Consider the following 15,502-nt stretch of genomic DNA (forward strand, 5'->3'; position numbering starts at 1 on the left):
AAAGGCACTCTTTTTACTTATTGGTCCGATGTCCTCTATCTCTACGTCAGCTTTGCTTCCTAGAATAGTGGCACTCCTTTTACTTATTGGTCCGATGTCCTCTATCTCTACGTCAGCTTTGCTTCCTAGAATAGTGGCACTCTTTTTACCATAGGTTTAATGACCTTAATTTATATAGATATTTGATCTTTAAAAAAAAGAAAAGCACCACTTGAAACAGTAGCACTTCCAACATCTTTTATTATACTAACATTTTACGGGATTTTCAATTCCTCAAATCTTTAATTCCATTTTGAAATCAAAGGCAAAATCTCACGACCGTTACTAATACCAATATACGATGCACCAGCTTGAAACAGAAGCTCAATTTCAAGTAATGTGGGTGCTTTTACATTTACCTGAAAGGTCATTCGCTTGTTCCGGGTGGTTCGGAAAATACTCATATCATAGATCGCTTGTTCCATCGTTAAATTAACCCCAAGAGAAATAGCACTGACCCTTAATTCTGCAAGGTCCATCGTTAGTAGCTGTTTTTGATTATCTGTTAAATGACCACTGTCAAAAAAGAACCCCAGAGCTTTTCGTCCAAATGATAACTGTTCTAATGCTTGATAACTCTGATTCCCATACATCGCCAGTTGCTCTGATGGCATAGTTACAAATACATTCGAAGCACCGTCTCTATACAATTGTCCTGTTTCAAAGGCTTTTTTCGCTAAAGTTCCGCTACCAAGCGGATAGTCAGCAAAACTACTTACTTGAATCATCGTTCCTGCTAATAATTGTTTTGCCCTTGCAACATTATAAGGTAAAACAAAAATCGAACGAACAGGAAAATCCTTTAGAAAGAGAATCTCTTCTGTGAACTGCTGATCTGTAAACGATGGATCTATTAACATAATTGAAAGTCGTTGCAACTCTAACTCCATAAATTACCCCCTATACCTTACACTAATTCAAATTGATAACTGATAGCACTCAAAACGTACAATGGTGCTGTTTCTGCACGTAAAATACGCGGACCTAATCCACAAATAATACCGCCATACTCCTGAAATAAATCTACTTCAGCAGGTGAAAAGCCACCTTCTGGACCAAAAATAATCAAAACTGACTCTCCAATAGCTAATTCAGAAAGTGCTGTTGCAAAGCGACTGCGTTCCCCAATTTTGGCAGATTCTTCGTAAGCGATCAAGACTTTGTCATAACCAGAAAAAACATCTAACAACTCTTGTTCTCGCTCTAATAATACAATATCTGGTGCAAACTGGCGATGCGATTGCTCAGCAGCTTCCGTCGCTATTTTTTTCAGCCGCTCTGTTTTTTTTGCCAGTTTTTTATGGTCCCACTTTACAACTGAAGTTTTAGCAGGAAATCCAATAAATTTATGGCTGCCAAGTTCAGTGCCTTTTTGAACGACCCACTCTAGTTTATCTCCTTTAGGATAACCACAAGCAATCGTAACATTGACAGGTAGTTCCTTTTCTGATTGTTCTTTACAAATTTCTTTTAAACAAACTACCTCTTCCGTAATCTCGGTGATTTCAGCAATGATTGCCAAACAATCGCTAAACGCCAAAAAAACTTGTTGCCCAGGCTCCATCCTCATTACTCGAACGATATGATGATAATTATCGCCTGTGATCGTATAGTACTCTTTAACACTATAAGGTTCAGTTAGAAAGTAACGCTGCATCTTACTCTTCCTCTGTTTTCTTTAAAATAATCGCATACCAATCTCCTTGTTGGAAAATCTGATCCACAAGAAAACCTGCTGCTGTCATTTTTTCTATAATCATCGCTTTTTTCTCATGAATGATTCCAGAAACAATCAACGTTCCATCACTTTTCAATAAACGCCATGCATCTTCGATCATCAATGTTATGATATCCGCTAAAATATTCGCTACGATCACATCAGCTTCAATCGTTACATCTTTCAACAAGTCATTAGCTGAAACATGAACATCGCTTGCGATCGGATTCATGTCCATATTTTCTTTTGCCGCAGTCACAGCTACTTCATCAAGATCATAGGCATGAATTTCTTTTGCACCTAAATATTTACTCGCAATACTCAATACACCTGAACCAGTTCCAACATCCAGAAGCGTTTCGCCCCCACGCAACACTGTTTCCAAAGCTTGTAATGTTAAACGCGTTGTTGGATGCGTCCCTGTCCCAAAAGCCATTCCCGGATCCAAGGTAATTATTTTTTCAAACTCATCTTGGGCTTCATATTTTTCCCAACTTGGAACGATCGTTAGAAAACGGGTCACACGTACTGGATGATAATATTTTTTCCAGGCTGTTGCCCAATCACTTTCAGCTACTTCACTAACGCTGACTTCATTTTTACCAATTGCAAGTCCAAATTCCGGTAAACGAGTAATACTTTCTTTAATAAAAGGAAGGATCTCTGGCAAAAAAGTCGTTTCAGGGAAATAAGCCATTACCAAAGCACCGTCTTTGATATGTGTGAATTGTTCTTTGTCTAGTAATTCTCCGTAAAGATCGCTTTGAAAATTTTCTACGTCTAAAGAATCTTCAATAGCAACTCCACTGGCCCCAGCTTCCATCATAATATTTGAGATTGCTTCAACCGCTTCGCTGGCTGTTTCAACTTTTACTTCTGTCCATTTCATACGATCACCTCTTTTTAATAGCTTGGATAAGCGATATATGTATCGCCTTCTGCTTTTTGATACTTTTGAACAGCTTCTTCAAAGGCTTCTTCTGACCATTTCAACTCAAATACGACTTGCCCTTCATCCGTTAAAAAGTCTAACAAATCACTTTGTCCTTCTGTCAAAACATCATTTAAATAATCGACAAAACCATCCAGGACAGACTGTTTAATTCCTTTTTTGCCCTCATAAGGAATGATCGCTAGAAATTCTTCCTCAGCCAAAGAAGATTTGTCAGGATTATAAAACAAAATACCGTCTTCAAATTCAATGATTTCTTCCTCTGAAACTGTTCCTTGTGCATCATCGATTTGTTCATGCTCCGTATTTTCAGCAAACAAACGAAAAACAACCTCAATTGTATGGTTTTTGCTGTTCCAATCGAGAGCTACATCATATTCTGTGATTTTCTTGGTAATTTGTTGATCTAAATAGGTTAACATCGTTTCTTTTTTCATTTATTTTCTTCCTTCCAGCCAAAGGCCTTTTGATCGATATCACTTCTTTTTTGTTTTGAGATATAAGGGTTTCCTGAAACAACATACCTTAACGGCAAATCTGTCCAAATTCCTTTATTAGGAATTCCAATTCGAGGAAGCGGAATGATTTTTTTTGGTGCTTTTCTTTTTTCTGGAACGATCCGTAATGGACTGTCAAAGATCGATTGGCCATATAATTCTCTGCCAATTCCTAAGGCCGCGACTAGCTTTCCAGGTCCATTAGTCAACTCGATTCCTTTACGTCCCTTGCGATTCTTTTCCATTTTTTCAATTCCGTCAATGGGCTCGATAGCACGAATCATGACTCCTTGGGGGTTCCCTTTTTCTTGTGTCACCATATTTAAAATCAAATGCGTATGCATTGTATATAAATAAATCGTTCCAGGTTTTTCATACATGGCTTTTAACCGCGGCGTATTACGCAATCCATAACTGTGAGCTGCTTCGTCTTCCGGACCTAAATAAGCTTCCGTATCAACTATATAACCTGCGAGTATACCAGATTCAGTCTCATGTTCTAAGTACATTCCTAATAAAAACTGAGCAATTTCTTCTGTTGACTTTGTATTAAAAAAATTTATTGTGTCATTCATTATTTTTCACCACTTCCTATCATACACGAATCTAGGCCTATTATCCATTGAAATAACAAACGATTAGTAAGATAAATTCTGATTTTTCTCTTGTTTTAATGAATAAAACAGGCTCTTTCACAAACGTATGTTCTTTATGGTATAATGTATAGATAAAGAATTTATTAGCTAGCCTTTCAGCTTTAAAATAAGGAGGTTCAACGATGCAAAAACCATTAGCTTACCGCATGCGCCCACGTAATTTAGATGAAGTTGTTGGTCAGCAACAACTTGTTGGACCTGGAAAAATCATCCGGAGAATGGTCGAAGCTCGCATGCTTTCATCCATGATTTTATACGGTCCACCAGGTACAGGTAAAACTAGTATTGCCAGTGCGATTGCAGGTTCTACAAATTATGCTTTCCGCCTATTGAATGCTGCAACTGACACAAAAAAAGATCTACAAATCGTCGCAGAAGAAGCAAAGATGAGCGGTACTGTGATCTTATTACTAGATGAAGTCCATCGTTTAGATAAAACAAAACAAGATTTTTTGTTGCCTCACCTTGAGAGCGGCCGAATTATTATGATTGGAGCAACAACGGAGAATCCATACATTACAATCAATCCAGCCATTCGAAGTCGGACACAAATCTTTGAAGTCAAGCCATTAACTGAATTAGATATTCAAAAAGCTGTAAAAGAAGCATTGACTGACTCAGAACGTGGTTTAGGAGAATTTCCAGTAGTTTTAGAAGAAAAAGCGCTGCAGCATTTATCTCGCGCAACGAATGGTGACTTGCGTAGTGCTTTAAATGGGCTAGAATTAGCTGTAAAATCAACACCTGAAAATGAAGATAACAAAATTGAAATCACTCTTTCTGTCATTGAAGAATGTGTACAACGCAAAGCCTTGACGCACGATAAAAATGGTGATGCTCATTATGACGTTATTTCCGCGTTTCAAAAATCGATTCGGGGCAGTGACGTTGATGCTGCTCTTCATTATCTGGGCAGGTTAGTTGAAGCTGGCGACTTACCAATTATTTGCCGCCGTTTGATGGTCATTGCGTATGAAGATGTTGGTTTAGGAAATCCACCGGCTGCTGCACGTACAATCACTGCTGTTCAAGCTGCAGAGAAACTTGGTTTCCCCGAAGCACGCATTCCTCTTGCCAGTGTTGTGATTGATTTATGCCTATCACCCAAATCTAATTCTGCTCTCAGCGCAATTGATGCTGCTTTGGCCGATATACGCGACGGAAAAGCTGGAGATGTTCCAGATCATTTACGCGATAGCCATTATTCTGGTGCTAAAGATTTGAACCGAGGAATTGGTTACCAATATCCACACAACTTTGAGAATGCATGGGTAGATCAGCAGTATCTTCCAGATAAAATAAAAAATGCTCATTATTATGAACCAATCGATACTGGAAAGTACGAGCAAGCACTAAACCTTCAGTATCAGCGGATCCAAAATTGGAAAAAGGAAAATAAATACAAAAAATAATCCGCTTCCAATTTCAAGCACCCTCATTGCTGTTTGTGCTATATTGTGCTATTATAAAGATGGTAAATCTGTGATGTACGCGTTGTCTTTTTTGTGTGTTGACCGAACATTTTATTGATATCTAGGGATCCTTCTGGTACCTAAGCTGGTAACATGCCTTATCATTTGGTAGTTCGAAGCTGTCAGTCGTGGAACCCACCTGCTTTGTTTGCGGGTTCAATACTATAGGACGAATAACGGCATCGACGGATTTTACCTTTTTTATTTTGATTACCGAACAATTTGCGAAGTGCAAATTGTTTTTTATTTGATGGAGGTTCAATGCATGATTCGCGTACTTATTTTTGTATCTGTAGCGTTATTAGTTATTATCGGTATTTATTTATTAAAAAAAGCAACTGTTTTTTTACCATTGATGCACAACGGTGAACCTGACGAAAATAAGCAGTTTTTACATCAGTTTGGTGTTTTCTATCTGATTTTAGCTGCTATGGGTATCTTGGTTGGAATCTTTAACCTAAAGTTTTTCTCGTTGTTCTATATTTTTAGCTTGCTTGTAATTTCAGCTGTTTTCAGTGTTATGTTTGCCAAGAAGATTCTATAATAGTATCTTCTTTTTTATTTTCCTTTTTCGCGGTTTTGTTCTACAATTAGAGTATAAAGAACTATCTATTTTAAACTATTTGAAAAGGAGTGATCACAATGTTACAAAATTATCGTAAAATCATGGTTGCTGTTGATGGATCATCAGAAGCGGAATTAGCTTTTCAAAAAGCAATGAATGTGGCTATGAGAAATGATGCAGAGTTACTATTAGCTCATGTGATTGATACACGAGCATTTCAATCTGTTTCTTCATTTGATGGTGTCTTAGCTGAACAAGCAACAGAGATGGCCAAGCAAACACTTGAAGGATACAAAAAACAGGCAAAAGAACATGGATGTGAAAAAGTATCTAGTGTCATTGAATATGGTGCTCCAAAACCTTTGATCGCCAAACAACTGCCTCAAGATCAGGAAGTTGACTTGATTATGTTGGGGGCAACAGGTTTAAATGCTGTTGAACGTTTATTTATTGGCTCTGTTTCTGAATATGTTATTCGAAACGCCGCTTGTGATGTACTTGTGGTCAGAACCGATTTAGACAATAAAATTCCAGTTCAACAAGACGAAGAATAATTTTTTAAATAAAAAAGCAACTCGATTTTTGTCGAGTTGCTTTTTTTGTGAATATTATTTTCTTAGACGCTCAACATCACGAGCAATCATCAATTCTTCGTCTGTTGGAATCAATAATACTTTAACTTTAGAATCCTCTGTAGAAATCACTGATTCTTTTCCACGAACATTGTTTTTCTCATCATCTAATTCACAACCGAACCAAGTCATGCCTTTGATTACTTCACTACGAACGTGTGAATCATTTTCACCAATTCCAGCAGTAAAGACAATTGCATCAACACCGTTTAATACAGTTACATAACTACCAATGTATTTACGGATACGGTCTGTGAAAATATCGTACGCTACTTGAACAGCTTCTTTATCCATGTTTGCTTCTAAATCACGCATATCACTAGAGATACCAGTCAAACCAAGTAAACCTGATTTTTTATTTAAAATATCGATCATGTCTTTGATATCAGTCAATTCAAGTTTTTCCATTAGGTAAGCTAATAAAGAAGGATCAATATCTCCAGAACGAGTCCCCATTGTTACACCTGCAAGTGGTGTGAAGCCCATTGATGTATCTACTGATTTACCACCATCAACCGCTGTGATTGACGCACCGTTACCTAAGTGACAAGTAATGATTTTTAATTCTTCGATTGGACGGCCAAGCATTTCCGCTGCACGTTCAGCAACAAATTTATGGCTTGTTCCATGCGCACCATATTTACGAGCAGCAAATTTTTCATAGTATTCAGTTGGAATACTGTATAAGAAATTGTGTTTTGGCATTGTTGTATGGAAAGATGTATCAAAAACAGCAACACTGATAATTTCAGGTAAGATTTTTTTGAATGCTTTGATTCCCATTGCATTCGCTGGATTGTGTAAAGGTGCAAGTTCTGCTAATTTTTCGATTTTGGCTAAAACTTCATCGTCGATAACTACAGAATCTTTAAAGTCTTCTCCACCTGCAACTACACGGTGTCCAACACCTGTAATTTCATCATAAGAAGCCAAAATTTTTAATTCAGTTAATTTATCCAATAACATTTTAACTGCAACATCATGATCGTTGATGTCAATGATTTCTTCATATTTTTCGTCATTGCCATATTTGATTGTAAAGATAGAATCATTTAAACCAATTCGTTCAACGATTCCTTTAGCGATAACTTCTTCATTTGGCATTTGGTATAGCTGCCATTTTAAACTTGAACTTCCAGCATTAATTGCAATTGTTTTAGACATAATACTCTCCTCTTTATCAGTTGTTTTATTTTAAATTTGAAGACTTCCAAGCCTCAAATTGTTGAAAAAATTGTGTAACTTTTGTAGGATCTTTTAACGAACCTAATTTTGCTACAAGCACTTCTTTTACTTGTTCACTATGTTCACCTTTATTTTGCACAAACAAAATGCTTTTTCTTGACTGTTCAGATTTGAAAAGCTCATCTGGTAACTGAATCATCCCTTGCAGATAAACATTTTTTTGCAGCCAGTTTTTGAAAAATGAACTCTGTTCTGTTTCTAAAATATTCGTTGGGATCAAAAACAGTCCATAGCCATTAGGTTTAACAAATTTCATCGCTTGTTCCATCAATAAGTGATGAGCGTAACTGTGACCTTCATCTGCCGCTGAATCAAACTCTTTGGCTTTTTCATCATTTGGATAATAGCCAATCGGTAAGTCACTGATTGCTACATCGACAGGATCAACAAGTAAGTCCTGCAATCCGTCTTGATGGAATAGTTGAATCGTAGCCTGTGTCCACTCATTATTGGTAGCTGAAACTGAAAGTAACGTATCATCGATGTCCACACCAAAGCCTTGAACTGTATAGTTCACTAAGTTCAAGTTAAGAACCGTCGTCAAAAGAAGATTACCCATCCCTGTTGCAATATCCAGTATTTTTAGTGATTGATCAGGACTGTAAAGTTGTTCAATCAAATAAACAAACAAGAAACCAATACTATCCGGTGTTAGTTGATGATTTGCCTGTAAGGACTCTGCTTTATTCCCTTTAAGTAAAATCAACTGAGACAAACGTCTAATTTCTTCTGGTTCCAATTCGATTGCTTGTAGTTGGTCATAAATGGTTTTAAGTTTTTGAACAGTCTGCTCATCGGGGACCCCATCTACTACACGTACTTGATAATTATCAATGATATTTTCACCATTTTCAGTGTAGGCATCCAAAAAAGAAGTATCTAAAGATCGTTTAAGTATTCCGATGGCCTGTTCCATTAAACCGAAAGCCTTTTCTATTTTCTCAGGGAACAAAAGAAACACCTCAATTTCCATCTATAATATAACAATTTTCATACCTGTTCTATTTTAACGAAAAACCAGACAATAATCAATCAATTTCCTAATAATATTTGTAAATCAGCGAACTAGTCTTATTTTTACAAAAATATTAAATAGATTCTAATATAATTTCATTTAAAAACTCACCTCTGTATTAGTTATTTTTATTATTTCTTTGATACACGTTTCACAAATTTTCAATTACTCTTATTTTTAAAATTCAAGTGACGTTATTTTACTTCAAGATGACTCTTTTTTCATTACCCGATACTCTTCTTGAAATTCATACGTGGTTTGGTTTATATGAATGATAAACTTTATCGTTGTTTGATCATATCTGTACTCCAATATACCAGAAGAAAATCTTTGCTGTCCTTCTTTTTCAAGTGATGCTTGCTCCTGCTTAATATCGTAAAGAAACATACTTACCATGGTTTTGGCCACATAGTAATCTTTGGTATTTTTTGTAAATTTCTGTGTCAGCTGAAAGTCTTCTAAAACTAACATAAAAATAAAACTAAATAAAAAGACCAACAGTAATGTCGTCAGTAAAACTCCGCCTTTGTATCGCTTATTCATTTTCATGTTCCTTTGTGATGATCCATTTTGCTTCGACCTGCAAATTATTCTCAAAGAGCACTTTCATCGCAATGGCTTTATCAACCTCTATAAAATTCGCTCGTTTAACTTCCATCAGAAGTGGCTGATAACCGCCATTTTCTACCTTTACAATCTTACCTAACTTATATTCGATCCACACCGTTTTACTGTTCTTTTTATTTTTTAGAATAATTTTATTTGCCTGCGTTTTCTCATAGCGACAATTTTTTAACTCGTTTTCTAATTGGATCACAAATATATGCCATTCTTTTTTCTGTTCACTTTTTAAATAGCTAGTCACCAAGCTAGCATTTTTAATTGAAGCTGAAAAAAGCATACAAATAATCGATAATAAAAACAACGCAAGTAAACATTCAATTAAGGTAAAACCTAAAAAATTATTCTGTGTATCACTCTTTTTTAAGTGTAAAGCTCTCTTTTCCATCTGTAATCTCCACTTCTATCAACTTATTCTCAGTATTATAAAGTTTTAGTTGATAGTGACTATTTTCTAAATGTATGTCTTGAGTCAACAGCCCACCATGATTTTCATAACGCTTCATTTCTTCATACAAAACTCTGTGAAGCTGTAATTGATTCGTTGCTTGCTTATTTTTCTTTAGTAGAAATGTATTGATTGATATATAACTTCCCGTTATCAAGCATAATAATCCAAGTGCAACTAAACTTTCTAGTAATATATATCCGCTATAGTTGTTTGATTTTTTTAAGATAGCGACCACTTCCTAACTGAAATTGGAATTCAATTAATTGTTTTCTTTGTGTCCATGAAAAAGAAAATTTTGATAACTTCCCGTTATTACCTGATCCCTTTTTAAAAGTGATTTTATCAGGCCCATTAGCTATTAACGTCACTGGTATTTCCAATATTTCTGTTTCCAATGTATGCTCGCTTTTTGGAATCAAGAAATGGATTTGCTGACTCTGCTCAAAAAATACAATCTGAGTGTCTATTGTATTGACAACAGACATTTGTTGTGTGAAAAGCAATTTCTTTTCAAATGAGGATAAAAATTGATCGACTTCTAACACTTGTTTCCATTTTTTTATAGCGAGTGTTGGAAGCAACATAAAAATAGTACAAATAAACACAACGATCAACGATTCTATTAAAGTAAAACCTTTCATATTATTCATGATCATTTCTTGTTTGCTTGATATTTCTCAAATTGTTCTTGCGTAATATATTCATCTTTTAAAAGCTGCTCTAGTGTTGGCGTTTGATTTTTTTCCATAACATAAAGATCCATTTGTGTTTCTATTATTTTAACAATCGCTTCATTGCCTTTCTTATCTACTCCTTCTTTATGTTTTGAAAGATTCGGAACGAATAATAAAATTAAGACAGAAATTATTAGTAGCACAACAAGCATTTCTAACAAGGTAAACCCTTTGTAATTTATTCGTTGTTTTTTCTTTTTCATAAAAATTCCTCCATTCCACCATAAATTGGTAACAACATCGCTGCATAGATACTCACAACTAACAATGCTACCACTAAGAAAATAACCGGTTGAATCCACTGAATCAATTTTTCCATTCGTTTAAAAAAACGTTGCCAGCATAGTTCGCTATACAAAATCAATTCTTTTCCTAAGTTCCCTTTGACCTGACCTTGTTGAATAATCAAAGACAACTCTGGAGAAAAGAAGGAAAATTTTGGTAATTGCTCATAAAACGTATGCCCTAACATTGATTGCTCTTCGATCATTTCAGCAAGTTCACTAATTAAGGATCGTTGTTCCGTCACTTGCATCAATTGAATGACCGCTTTGATTTCTAATCCTTGAGAAAATAATTTTCCCCATTCAAGTGCGAAAAATGCTGAATTATATTCTCTATAAAGATTTCCTAAAAAAGGGATCTTCGAAACAAGCCAAGCTCTTTGAAAAAAAGTTTTTTTGCTCAAATAACCACGAACCAAAAGGCTCAAAATTACTAAACTAACTAAAAATGTCACAATATAATAAGGACTTTTCTGAATAAATTGAATCCCTATATTCTCTACCTGAATCGTTCCGTTTGCCATTAGTTGAGGCAATAAAACTTGACGAATGCTAATCAAAACAACTGTTAAAAAAAGTAAAAGTAACACAGGATAGCTAATAACCTTATAGAAATTTTGCTGTTGTTTATCAACAATTTTCATATGTTCTTTGATTTTTTTTAATGTTCCAGCTACATCTCCATGCGTTTGAGCAAATTCAATTTGCGTAATGACGGTCGTCTTAAATCCCAATTCAGCTAAATCGCTATGTAGCGGATCTCCGCGTTCCATAACGTTAATCAAATAATCAATTGCTGATTTTGAAATTGAGCGGGATTTTTTCATAAATGCTAAACTTTCCTGAATTGTAAATCCATTACTTAACAAATCAGCCAATAATTGAATAAACAACTGCTGTTGTTGTTTTGATAGTTTAATGCTCTTTTTCTTCTTCAAATGTTTGATTATCAATAAATCCATATGCCCAAACCTTTCTTAACTCTTTCAACCAGTTAGAGGTTTTTTTTCCGGAAAAATCATAGTCCATAAGTAACCCACTGACTTCTTCTTCAGTAGTAGTCCGAAAAGGTAATAGTCGTTGGTAAATAATACCTGCCACACATTCAATAATCTCTCTTTGCTGAACGCCTAGTTCAATGAGCCGTTCATATACTCCAGTGATACTTCTTGCGTGAATCGTTGCAAATACCGTATGTCCTGTAAGTGCGGCTCTAATTGCAGCTTGGGCGGTAAGTCCATCTCTAATCTCTCCAATAATCAAAATATCAGGACGATGACGTAAACAGGCTTTGATCAATACATCGTAAGTTAAATCAATCTTAGTATTAGTCTGCAACTGTAAAAAAGCTTTTTCTTCGATTTCAACAGGATCTTCTATTGTGATTACTTGTTGAAATTGATCTGTCTCTTTCGCTAATTTGTACATTAACGTCGTTTTACCTGAGCCAACAGGTCCGCAAAATAAATGTAACCCACGGCGTTTAACTTGTCCTCTAATAATGGTTAATTGCTGGGGCAAAAAATAGTTTTCCCGACTAGTTCCAAAAATATGCAAAAAGCGAATAACTAGACTCTCCCTTTGTCTAAAATCACCAACTGTTGATAATCGTAAGCGAACAATATTTTGATTGATTGCATATGTCGCTGAACCAACTTGCGCCTTCCTTTTTTCACCTACATCCATGCTGCCGATAAATTTAAAATGAAAAATTAATTTTTCTCCCTCACTTTCGTTTAGTTCTTTAAAGATAACTCGGCTTTTGCCTCTCCTAGCAAATACCTGAACCTTATTCTCAACAGGTAAAACATAGATATCCTGAATACATTCTGTCATTCCCCATTCAATCAAGCTCAATGAAAACTCTTTAATATCCATCTACTTCCCTCCTTAAAATAATATACGCAATTAAACTAAATATTATTGCAAAAAAACCAGAACAAAACATCTTAAGTTTTGTTCTGGTTTCATGATAATTAAATCGTATCCACAAATTTTATCTTTTTTGCTTACCTTGTTAACCTCTAACACCTTATTTATTTCGAATTACTTTAACAAATAGTTAGATAAAGCGTTCCATTTTCCCATCCCCATACTAATCCTTCGTTTTAAAAGTAAAAAAATAAAGCTATAAATGTTGATATTTCAACATTTATAGCTTTACCAAGAGTTCTGATGCACTATCTTCCCCAAAATAGTTTATCGTTTTGATATATCCATTATACTAAAAATTTGACTAGAATGTCTTTCAGAAATTGTTAATTTTATTAAAATTTTTGAGAAAAATGAACTCCTGCCTAAAAGGGTTAAGCAAGAGTCATGCTTTATCTGATGACAAAGACTTAGATCAAGATCATTATACCAAATAATTTTGGCCAATTTTATCAAACTCTTATTAAAAAGCGATAAATTCTTGACATTAAATGAAAGTTATTTACTTTTTACCGCTTTTGACTTTTGATTTAACAGATAAATAGGAACTCCTAATAAGGTCACTCCAATACCAATACTGGCTAATATCGTTTGTGTAAACAGTGTAGTGATTAAAATAAACAATCCGCCAATAATTGCTATAATAGGAATTACTGGATAAAAAGGAACTTTGTAGGGGCGATTCAGTTCAGGCTCTTTTTTTCTTAAAATAAATACTGCAAAAAATATCAAAAGACTAAATAGCCACATAACAAACACTAACATATCTGTTAACAAATCAAAGCTACCAAAAAACATCATGACGGCTGCGATACCAAACTGAAAAATACCTGCTACATAAGGAACAACATATTTTTTAGACAGCTTTTGAAACTGTTTGCTAAAAGGGATCATTTCTTCTAATGCTAAAGCATAAGGAACTCGAATTCCCGTCATCGTGTACCCATTTAATGCACCATAAACAGAAATCAAAATCCCAATCGTCACTACCTTACCGCCAATTGAACCAAAAATTTGATTTGATGCTTCTGACGCTGCATTCAAATTTCCAGAAAGCTGTTCGATTGGCAATGTTTTAAGAAAAACAAAATTAATTAAAACGTAAACAATCGTGATAAACGTCAAGCCAAAAAATATTGCCTTTGGTAAATCTTTTTCTGGTCGTTTCATTTCACCTGCTACAGCGCCAACACCCAACCAACCATCATAGGCGAACATCGTTGCTAGTAATGAGCCGCTAAGTGCTTGAATAAAGTTGCTATCTCCACCAGCTTTAATAGGAAATAATGAAACTTCTACATTGGCTGGCATAAAAAATCCTACTAGCACGATCAAAGCGATTGGGATCATCTTGATTACTAATGTAAAAGACTGTAAATTTGCTGCACTTTTAGTACCTAATAAATTAACTATGGTGACGCTTGCGCCTGTTCCAAGCGCGATTGGTAACAAAAGATTATTTGATAAATGAAATAAGTGTATAAATTGTGTACTGAAAATAATCGATAAGGCCGCAATGTTAGCTGGAAAATAAATTACACTTTGTGCCCACCCTAGCAAAAAGCCTGGCAACTTTCCATATGTATATTCAATATATTTAACAGCTCCTCCTGTTTTTGGAATAGCTGTAGCTAATTCAGCACTTGTTAAACCTGCACATAAAGTTAAAACACCACCTAATACCCAAGCAAAAATCGTTAAACTTGGTGAATGAGCGAAGCTAACTACACTTGCTGTTTTAAAAAAGACCCCTGCACCAATAACAGTTCCCATAACTGTTGAAAAAGCGCCAAATAGTGAAATTTCACGTTTTAATTGATTCTCCCCCATACTCATCCTCTTTCTCTCTTTTAAGTTATTTTTCTAGTATAGCTTTTCTAAATTTAAATTCAAGTACTACATAAAATTCAAACTATCATTTCTTTAAAAAAACAAAAAAGTGCAGACAAGGTCCTTATCAGACTTATCTACACTACTAATCAAAAAGAATCTATGTTTTAAGATTGCCCATAGTATGCATTTTTACCATGTTTTCTAAAAAAATGTTTATCTAAAAGGTATTGAGGAATCGGCATTACTGAATCATTTACAACTTCCGTTGCACAAGCCATTTCAGCTATCTCATCTAAAACAATACTATTTTCTACAGCCTGTTGTGGCGTTTTCCCCCAAGTAAACGGTCCGTGTCCATAAACTAGTACTCCAGGAACTGCCGAAGGATCAATTTTTTTTTCATTAAAGGTTTCAACAATTACTTTTCCTGTTTCCTCTTCATAGGCAGAGGTTACTTCTTCTGAGGATAGTTGACGTGTACAAGGAACAACCCCATAAAAAGTATCTGCATGAGTAGTACCATAAGCCGGTATCTCTCGACCAGCTTGTGCCCACATTACTGCATGTTTTGAATGAGTGTGTACTACTGAGTTGATTTCTTTAAAAGCTTTATATAATTCAACGTGTGTAGCGAGATCTGATGAAGGCTTCATTCCTTTTTCTAACACTTCTCCATTTAGATCAGTTACAACCATGTCCTTCATTTGCATGGTTTGGTATGAAACACCGCTTGGCTTGATTACAATCAAGCCTGCTTCCCGATTGATTTCACTAACATTTCCCCACGTAAGTTTTACCAAACCTACTTTAGGTAACGTTAGATTTGCAGCAAAAACTCTTTCTTTCATCTCATCTAC

18 protein-coding genes, 1 other RNA gene and 1 pseudogene are annotated in these 15,502 nt (G+C 35.2%); 4 read left to right on the forward strand and 16 right to left on the reverse strand.

Features of this window, described 5'->3' with window-relative positions:
• Positions 1-281: 281 nt before the first annotated feature.
• From IGJ02_RS11585 to IGJ02_RS11605, 5 genes and pseudogenes are all read right to left on the reverse strand, one after another.
• Positions 282-929 carry a hypothetical protein gene (locus tag IGJ02_RS11585; RefSeq protein WP_010763046.1) on the reverse strand — a complete coding sequence of 216 codons (648 nt, stop codon included), beginning with the start codon at positions 927-929 and terminating at the stop codon, positions 282-284.
• Positions 930-946: 17 nt separating this feature from the next.
• A complete protein-coding gene (locus IGJ02_RS11590; RefSeq protein ID WP_430602093.1) occupies positions 947-1,696 on the reverse strand; it encodes a 16S rRNA (uracil(1498)-N(3))-methyltransferase in 750 nt (249 codons plus the stop codon).
• 1 nt (position 1,697) lies between these two features.
• Complete coding sequence (prmA, locus tag IGJ02_RS11595) at positions 1,698-2,645, reverse strand: 50S ribosomal protein L11 methyltransferase (protein WP_010763044.1); 948 nt, start codon at positions 2,643-2,645, stop codon at positions 1,698-1,700.
• A 14-nt stretch (positions 2,646-2,659) separates the two neighbouring features.
• Positions 2,660-3,145 carry a DUF3013 family protein gene (locus IGJ02_RS11600; protein WP_010763043.1) on the reverse strand — a complete coding sequence of 162 codons (486 nt, stop codon included), beginning with the start codon at positions 3,143-3,145 and terminating at the stop codon, positions 2,660-2,662.
• Positions 3,081-3,780, reverse strand: a pseudogene (locus IGJ02_RS11605) (DNA-3-methyladenine glycosylase). Before IGJ02_RS11605 ends, IGJ02_RS11600 begins: the two are co-directional and overlap by 65 nt.
• Positions 3,781-3,983: 203 nt before the next feature.
• Between IGJ02_RS11605 and IGJ02_RS11610 the strand changes: the two are divergent.
• From IGJ02_RS11610 to IGJ02_RS11625, 4 genes are all read left to right on the forward strand, one after another.
• Positions 3,984-5,273: a replication-associated recombination protein A gene (locus IGJ02_RS11610; RefSeq protein WP_010763041.1), complete on the forward strand. Its 1,290-nt coding sequence runs from the start codon at positions 3,984-3,986 to the stop codon at positions 5,271-5,273.
• Positions 5,274-5,335: 62 nt separating this feature from the next.
• Positions 5,336-5,529: non-coding RNA, 6S RNA (ssrS, locus tag IGJ02_RS11615), on the forward strand.
• A 69-nt stretch (positions 5,530-5,598) separates the two neighbouring features.
• The gene (locus IGJ02_RS11620) at positions 5,599-5,877 is read left to right on the forward strand and encodes a hypothetical protein (RefSeq protein ID WP_010763040.1); all 279 of its coding nucleotides are present in this window, start codon (positions 5,599-5,601) and stop codon (positions 5,875-5,877) included.
• A gap of 98 nt (positions 5,878-5,975) precedes the next feature.
• Complete coding sequence (locus tag IGJ02_RS11625; RefSeq protein ID WP_430602094.1) at positions 5,976-6,452, forward strand: universal stress protein; 477 nt, start codon at positions 5,976-5,978, stop codon at positions 6,450-6,452.
• Between the two features lie 54 nt (positions 6,453-6,506).
• Here the strand turns inward: IGJ02_RS11625 and IGJ02_RS11630 are convergent, their stop codons facing one another.
• From IGJ02_RS11630 to IGJ02_RS11680, 11 genes are all read right to left on the reverse strand, one after another.
• Entirely contained in the window at positions 6,507-7,694 is a 1,188-nt protein-coding gene (locus IGJ02_RS11630; protein WP_010763038.1) for an acetate kinase, read from the reverse strand.
• 25 nt (positions 7,695-7,719) lie between these two features.
• The gene (locus IGJ02_RS11635; RefSeq protein ID WP_430602095.1) at positions 7,720-8,727 is read right to left on the reverse strand and encodes a class I SAM-dependent methyltransferase; all 1,008 of its coding nucleotides are present in this window, start codon (positions 8,725-8,727) and stop codon (positions 7,720-7,722) included.
• Positions 8,728-8,994: 267 nt separating this feature from the next.
• The gene (gene comGG / locus IGJ02_RS11640; RefSeq protein ID WP_010763036.1) at positions 8,995-9,333 is read right to left on the reverse strand and encodes a competence type IV pilus minor pilin ComGG; all 339 of its coding nucleotides are present in this window, start codon (positions 9,331-9,333) and stop codon (positions 8,995-8,997) included.
• Entirely contained in the window at positions 9,326-9,799 is a 474-nt protein-coding gene (gene comGF / locus IGJ02_RS11645; RefSeq protein WP_430602096.1) for a competence type IV pilus minor pilin ComGF, read from the reverse strand. Before comGF ends, comGG begins: the two co-directional genes overlap by 8 nt.
• On the reverse strand, positions 9,765-10,016 hold the full coding sequence (locus IGJ02_RS11650) for a type II secretion system protein (protein WP_244264858.1): 252 nt from the start codon (positions 10,014-10,016) through the stop codon (positions 9,765-9,767). The genes comGF and IGJ02_RS11650 overlap by 35 nt, the downstream gene beginning before the upstream one ends.
• A gap of 46 nt (positions 10,017-10,062) precedes the next feature.
• Positions 10,063-10,512 carry a competence type IV pilus minor pilin ComGD gene (comGD, locus tag IGJ02_RS11655; RefSeq protein WP_034682620.1) on the reverse strand — a complete coding sequence of 150 codons (450 nt, stop codon included), beginning with the start codon at positions 10,510-10,512 and terminating at the stop codon, positions 10,063-10,065.
• 2 nt (positions 10,513-10,514) lie between these two features.
• Positions 10,515-10,799, reverse strand: a complete 285-nt coding sequence (comGC, locus tag IGJ02_RS11660) for a competence type IV pilus major pilin ComGC (RefSeq protein WP_010763032.1) — start codon at positions 10,797-10,799, stop codon at positions 10,515-10,517.
• Positions 10,796-11,842: a competence type IV pilus assembly protein ComGB gene (gene comGB, locus IGJ02_RS11665; protein WP_430602097.1), complete on the reverse strand. Its 1,047-nt coding sequence runs from the start codon at positions 11,840-11,842 to the stop codon at positions 10,796-10,798. The genes comGC and comGB overlap by 4 nt, the downstream gene beginning before the upstream one ends.
• Positions 11,796-12,758, reverse strand: a complete 963-nt coding sequence (gene comGA / locus IGJ02_RS11670; RefSeq protein WP_010763030.1) for a competence type IV pilus ATPase ComGA — start codon at positions 12,756-12,758, stop codon at positions 11,796-11,798. Before comGA ends, comGB begins: the two co-directional genes overlap by 47 nt.
• Positions 12,759-13,310: 552 nt before the next feature.
• Positions 13,311-14,642, reverse strand: coding sequence for an APC family permease (locus IGJ02_RS11675; RefSeq protein WP_010763029.1), 1,332 nt, complete (start codon positions 14,640-14,642; stop codon positions 13,311-13,313).
• 167 nt (positions 14,643-14,809) lie between these two features.
• Positions 14,810-15,493, reverse strand: coding sequence for an L-ribulose-5-phosphate 4-epimerase (locus IGJ02_RS11680; protein ID WP_430604108.1), 684 nt, complete (start codon positions 15,491-15,493; stop codon positions 14,810-14,812).
• Positions 15,494-15,502: the final 9 nt, after the last annotated feature.

The sequence above is a fragment of the Enterococcus sp. DIV0724b genome, assembly GCF_050531475.1.
GTDB lineage: Bacteria > Bacillota > Bacilli > Lactobacillales > Enterococcaceae > Enterococcus_L > Enterococcus_L haemoperoxidus.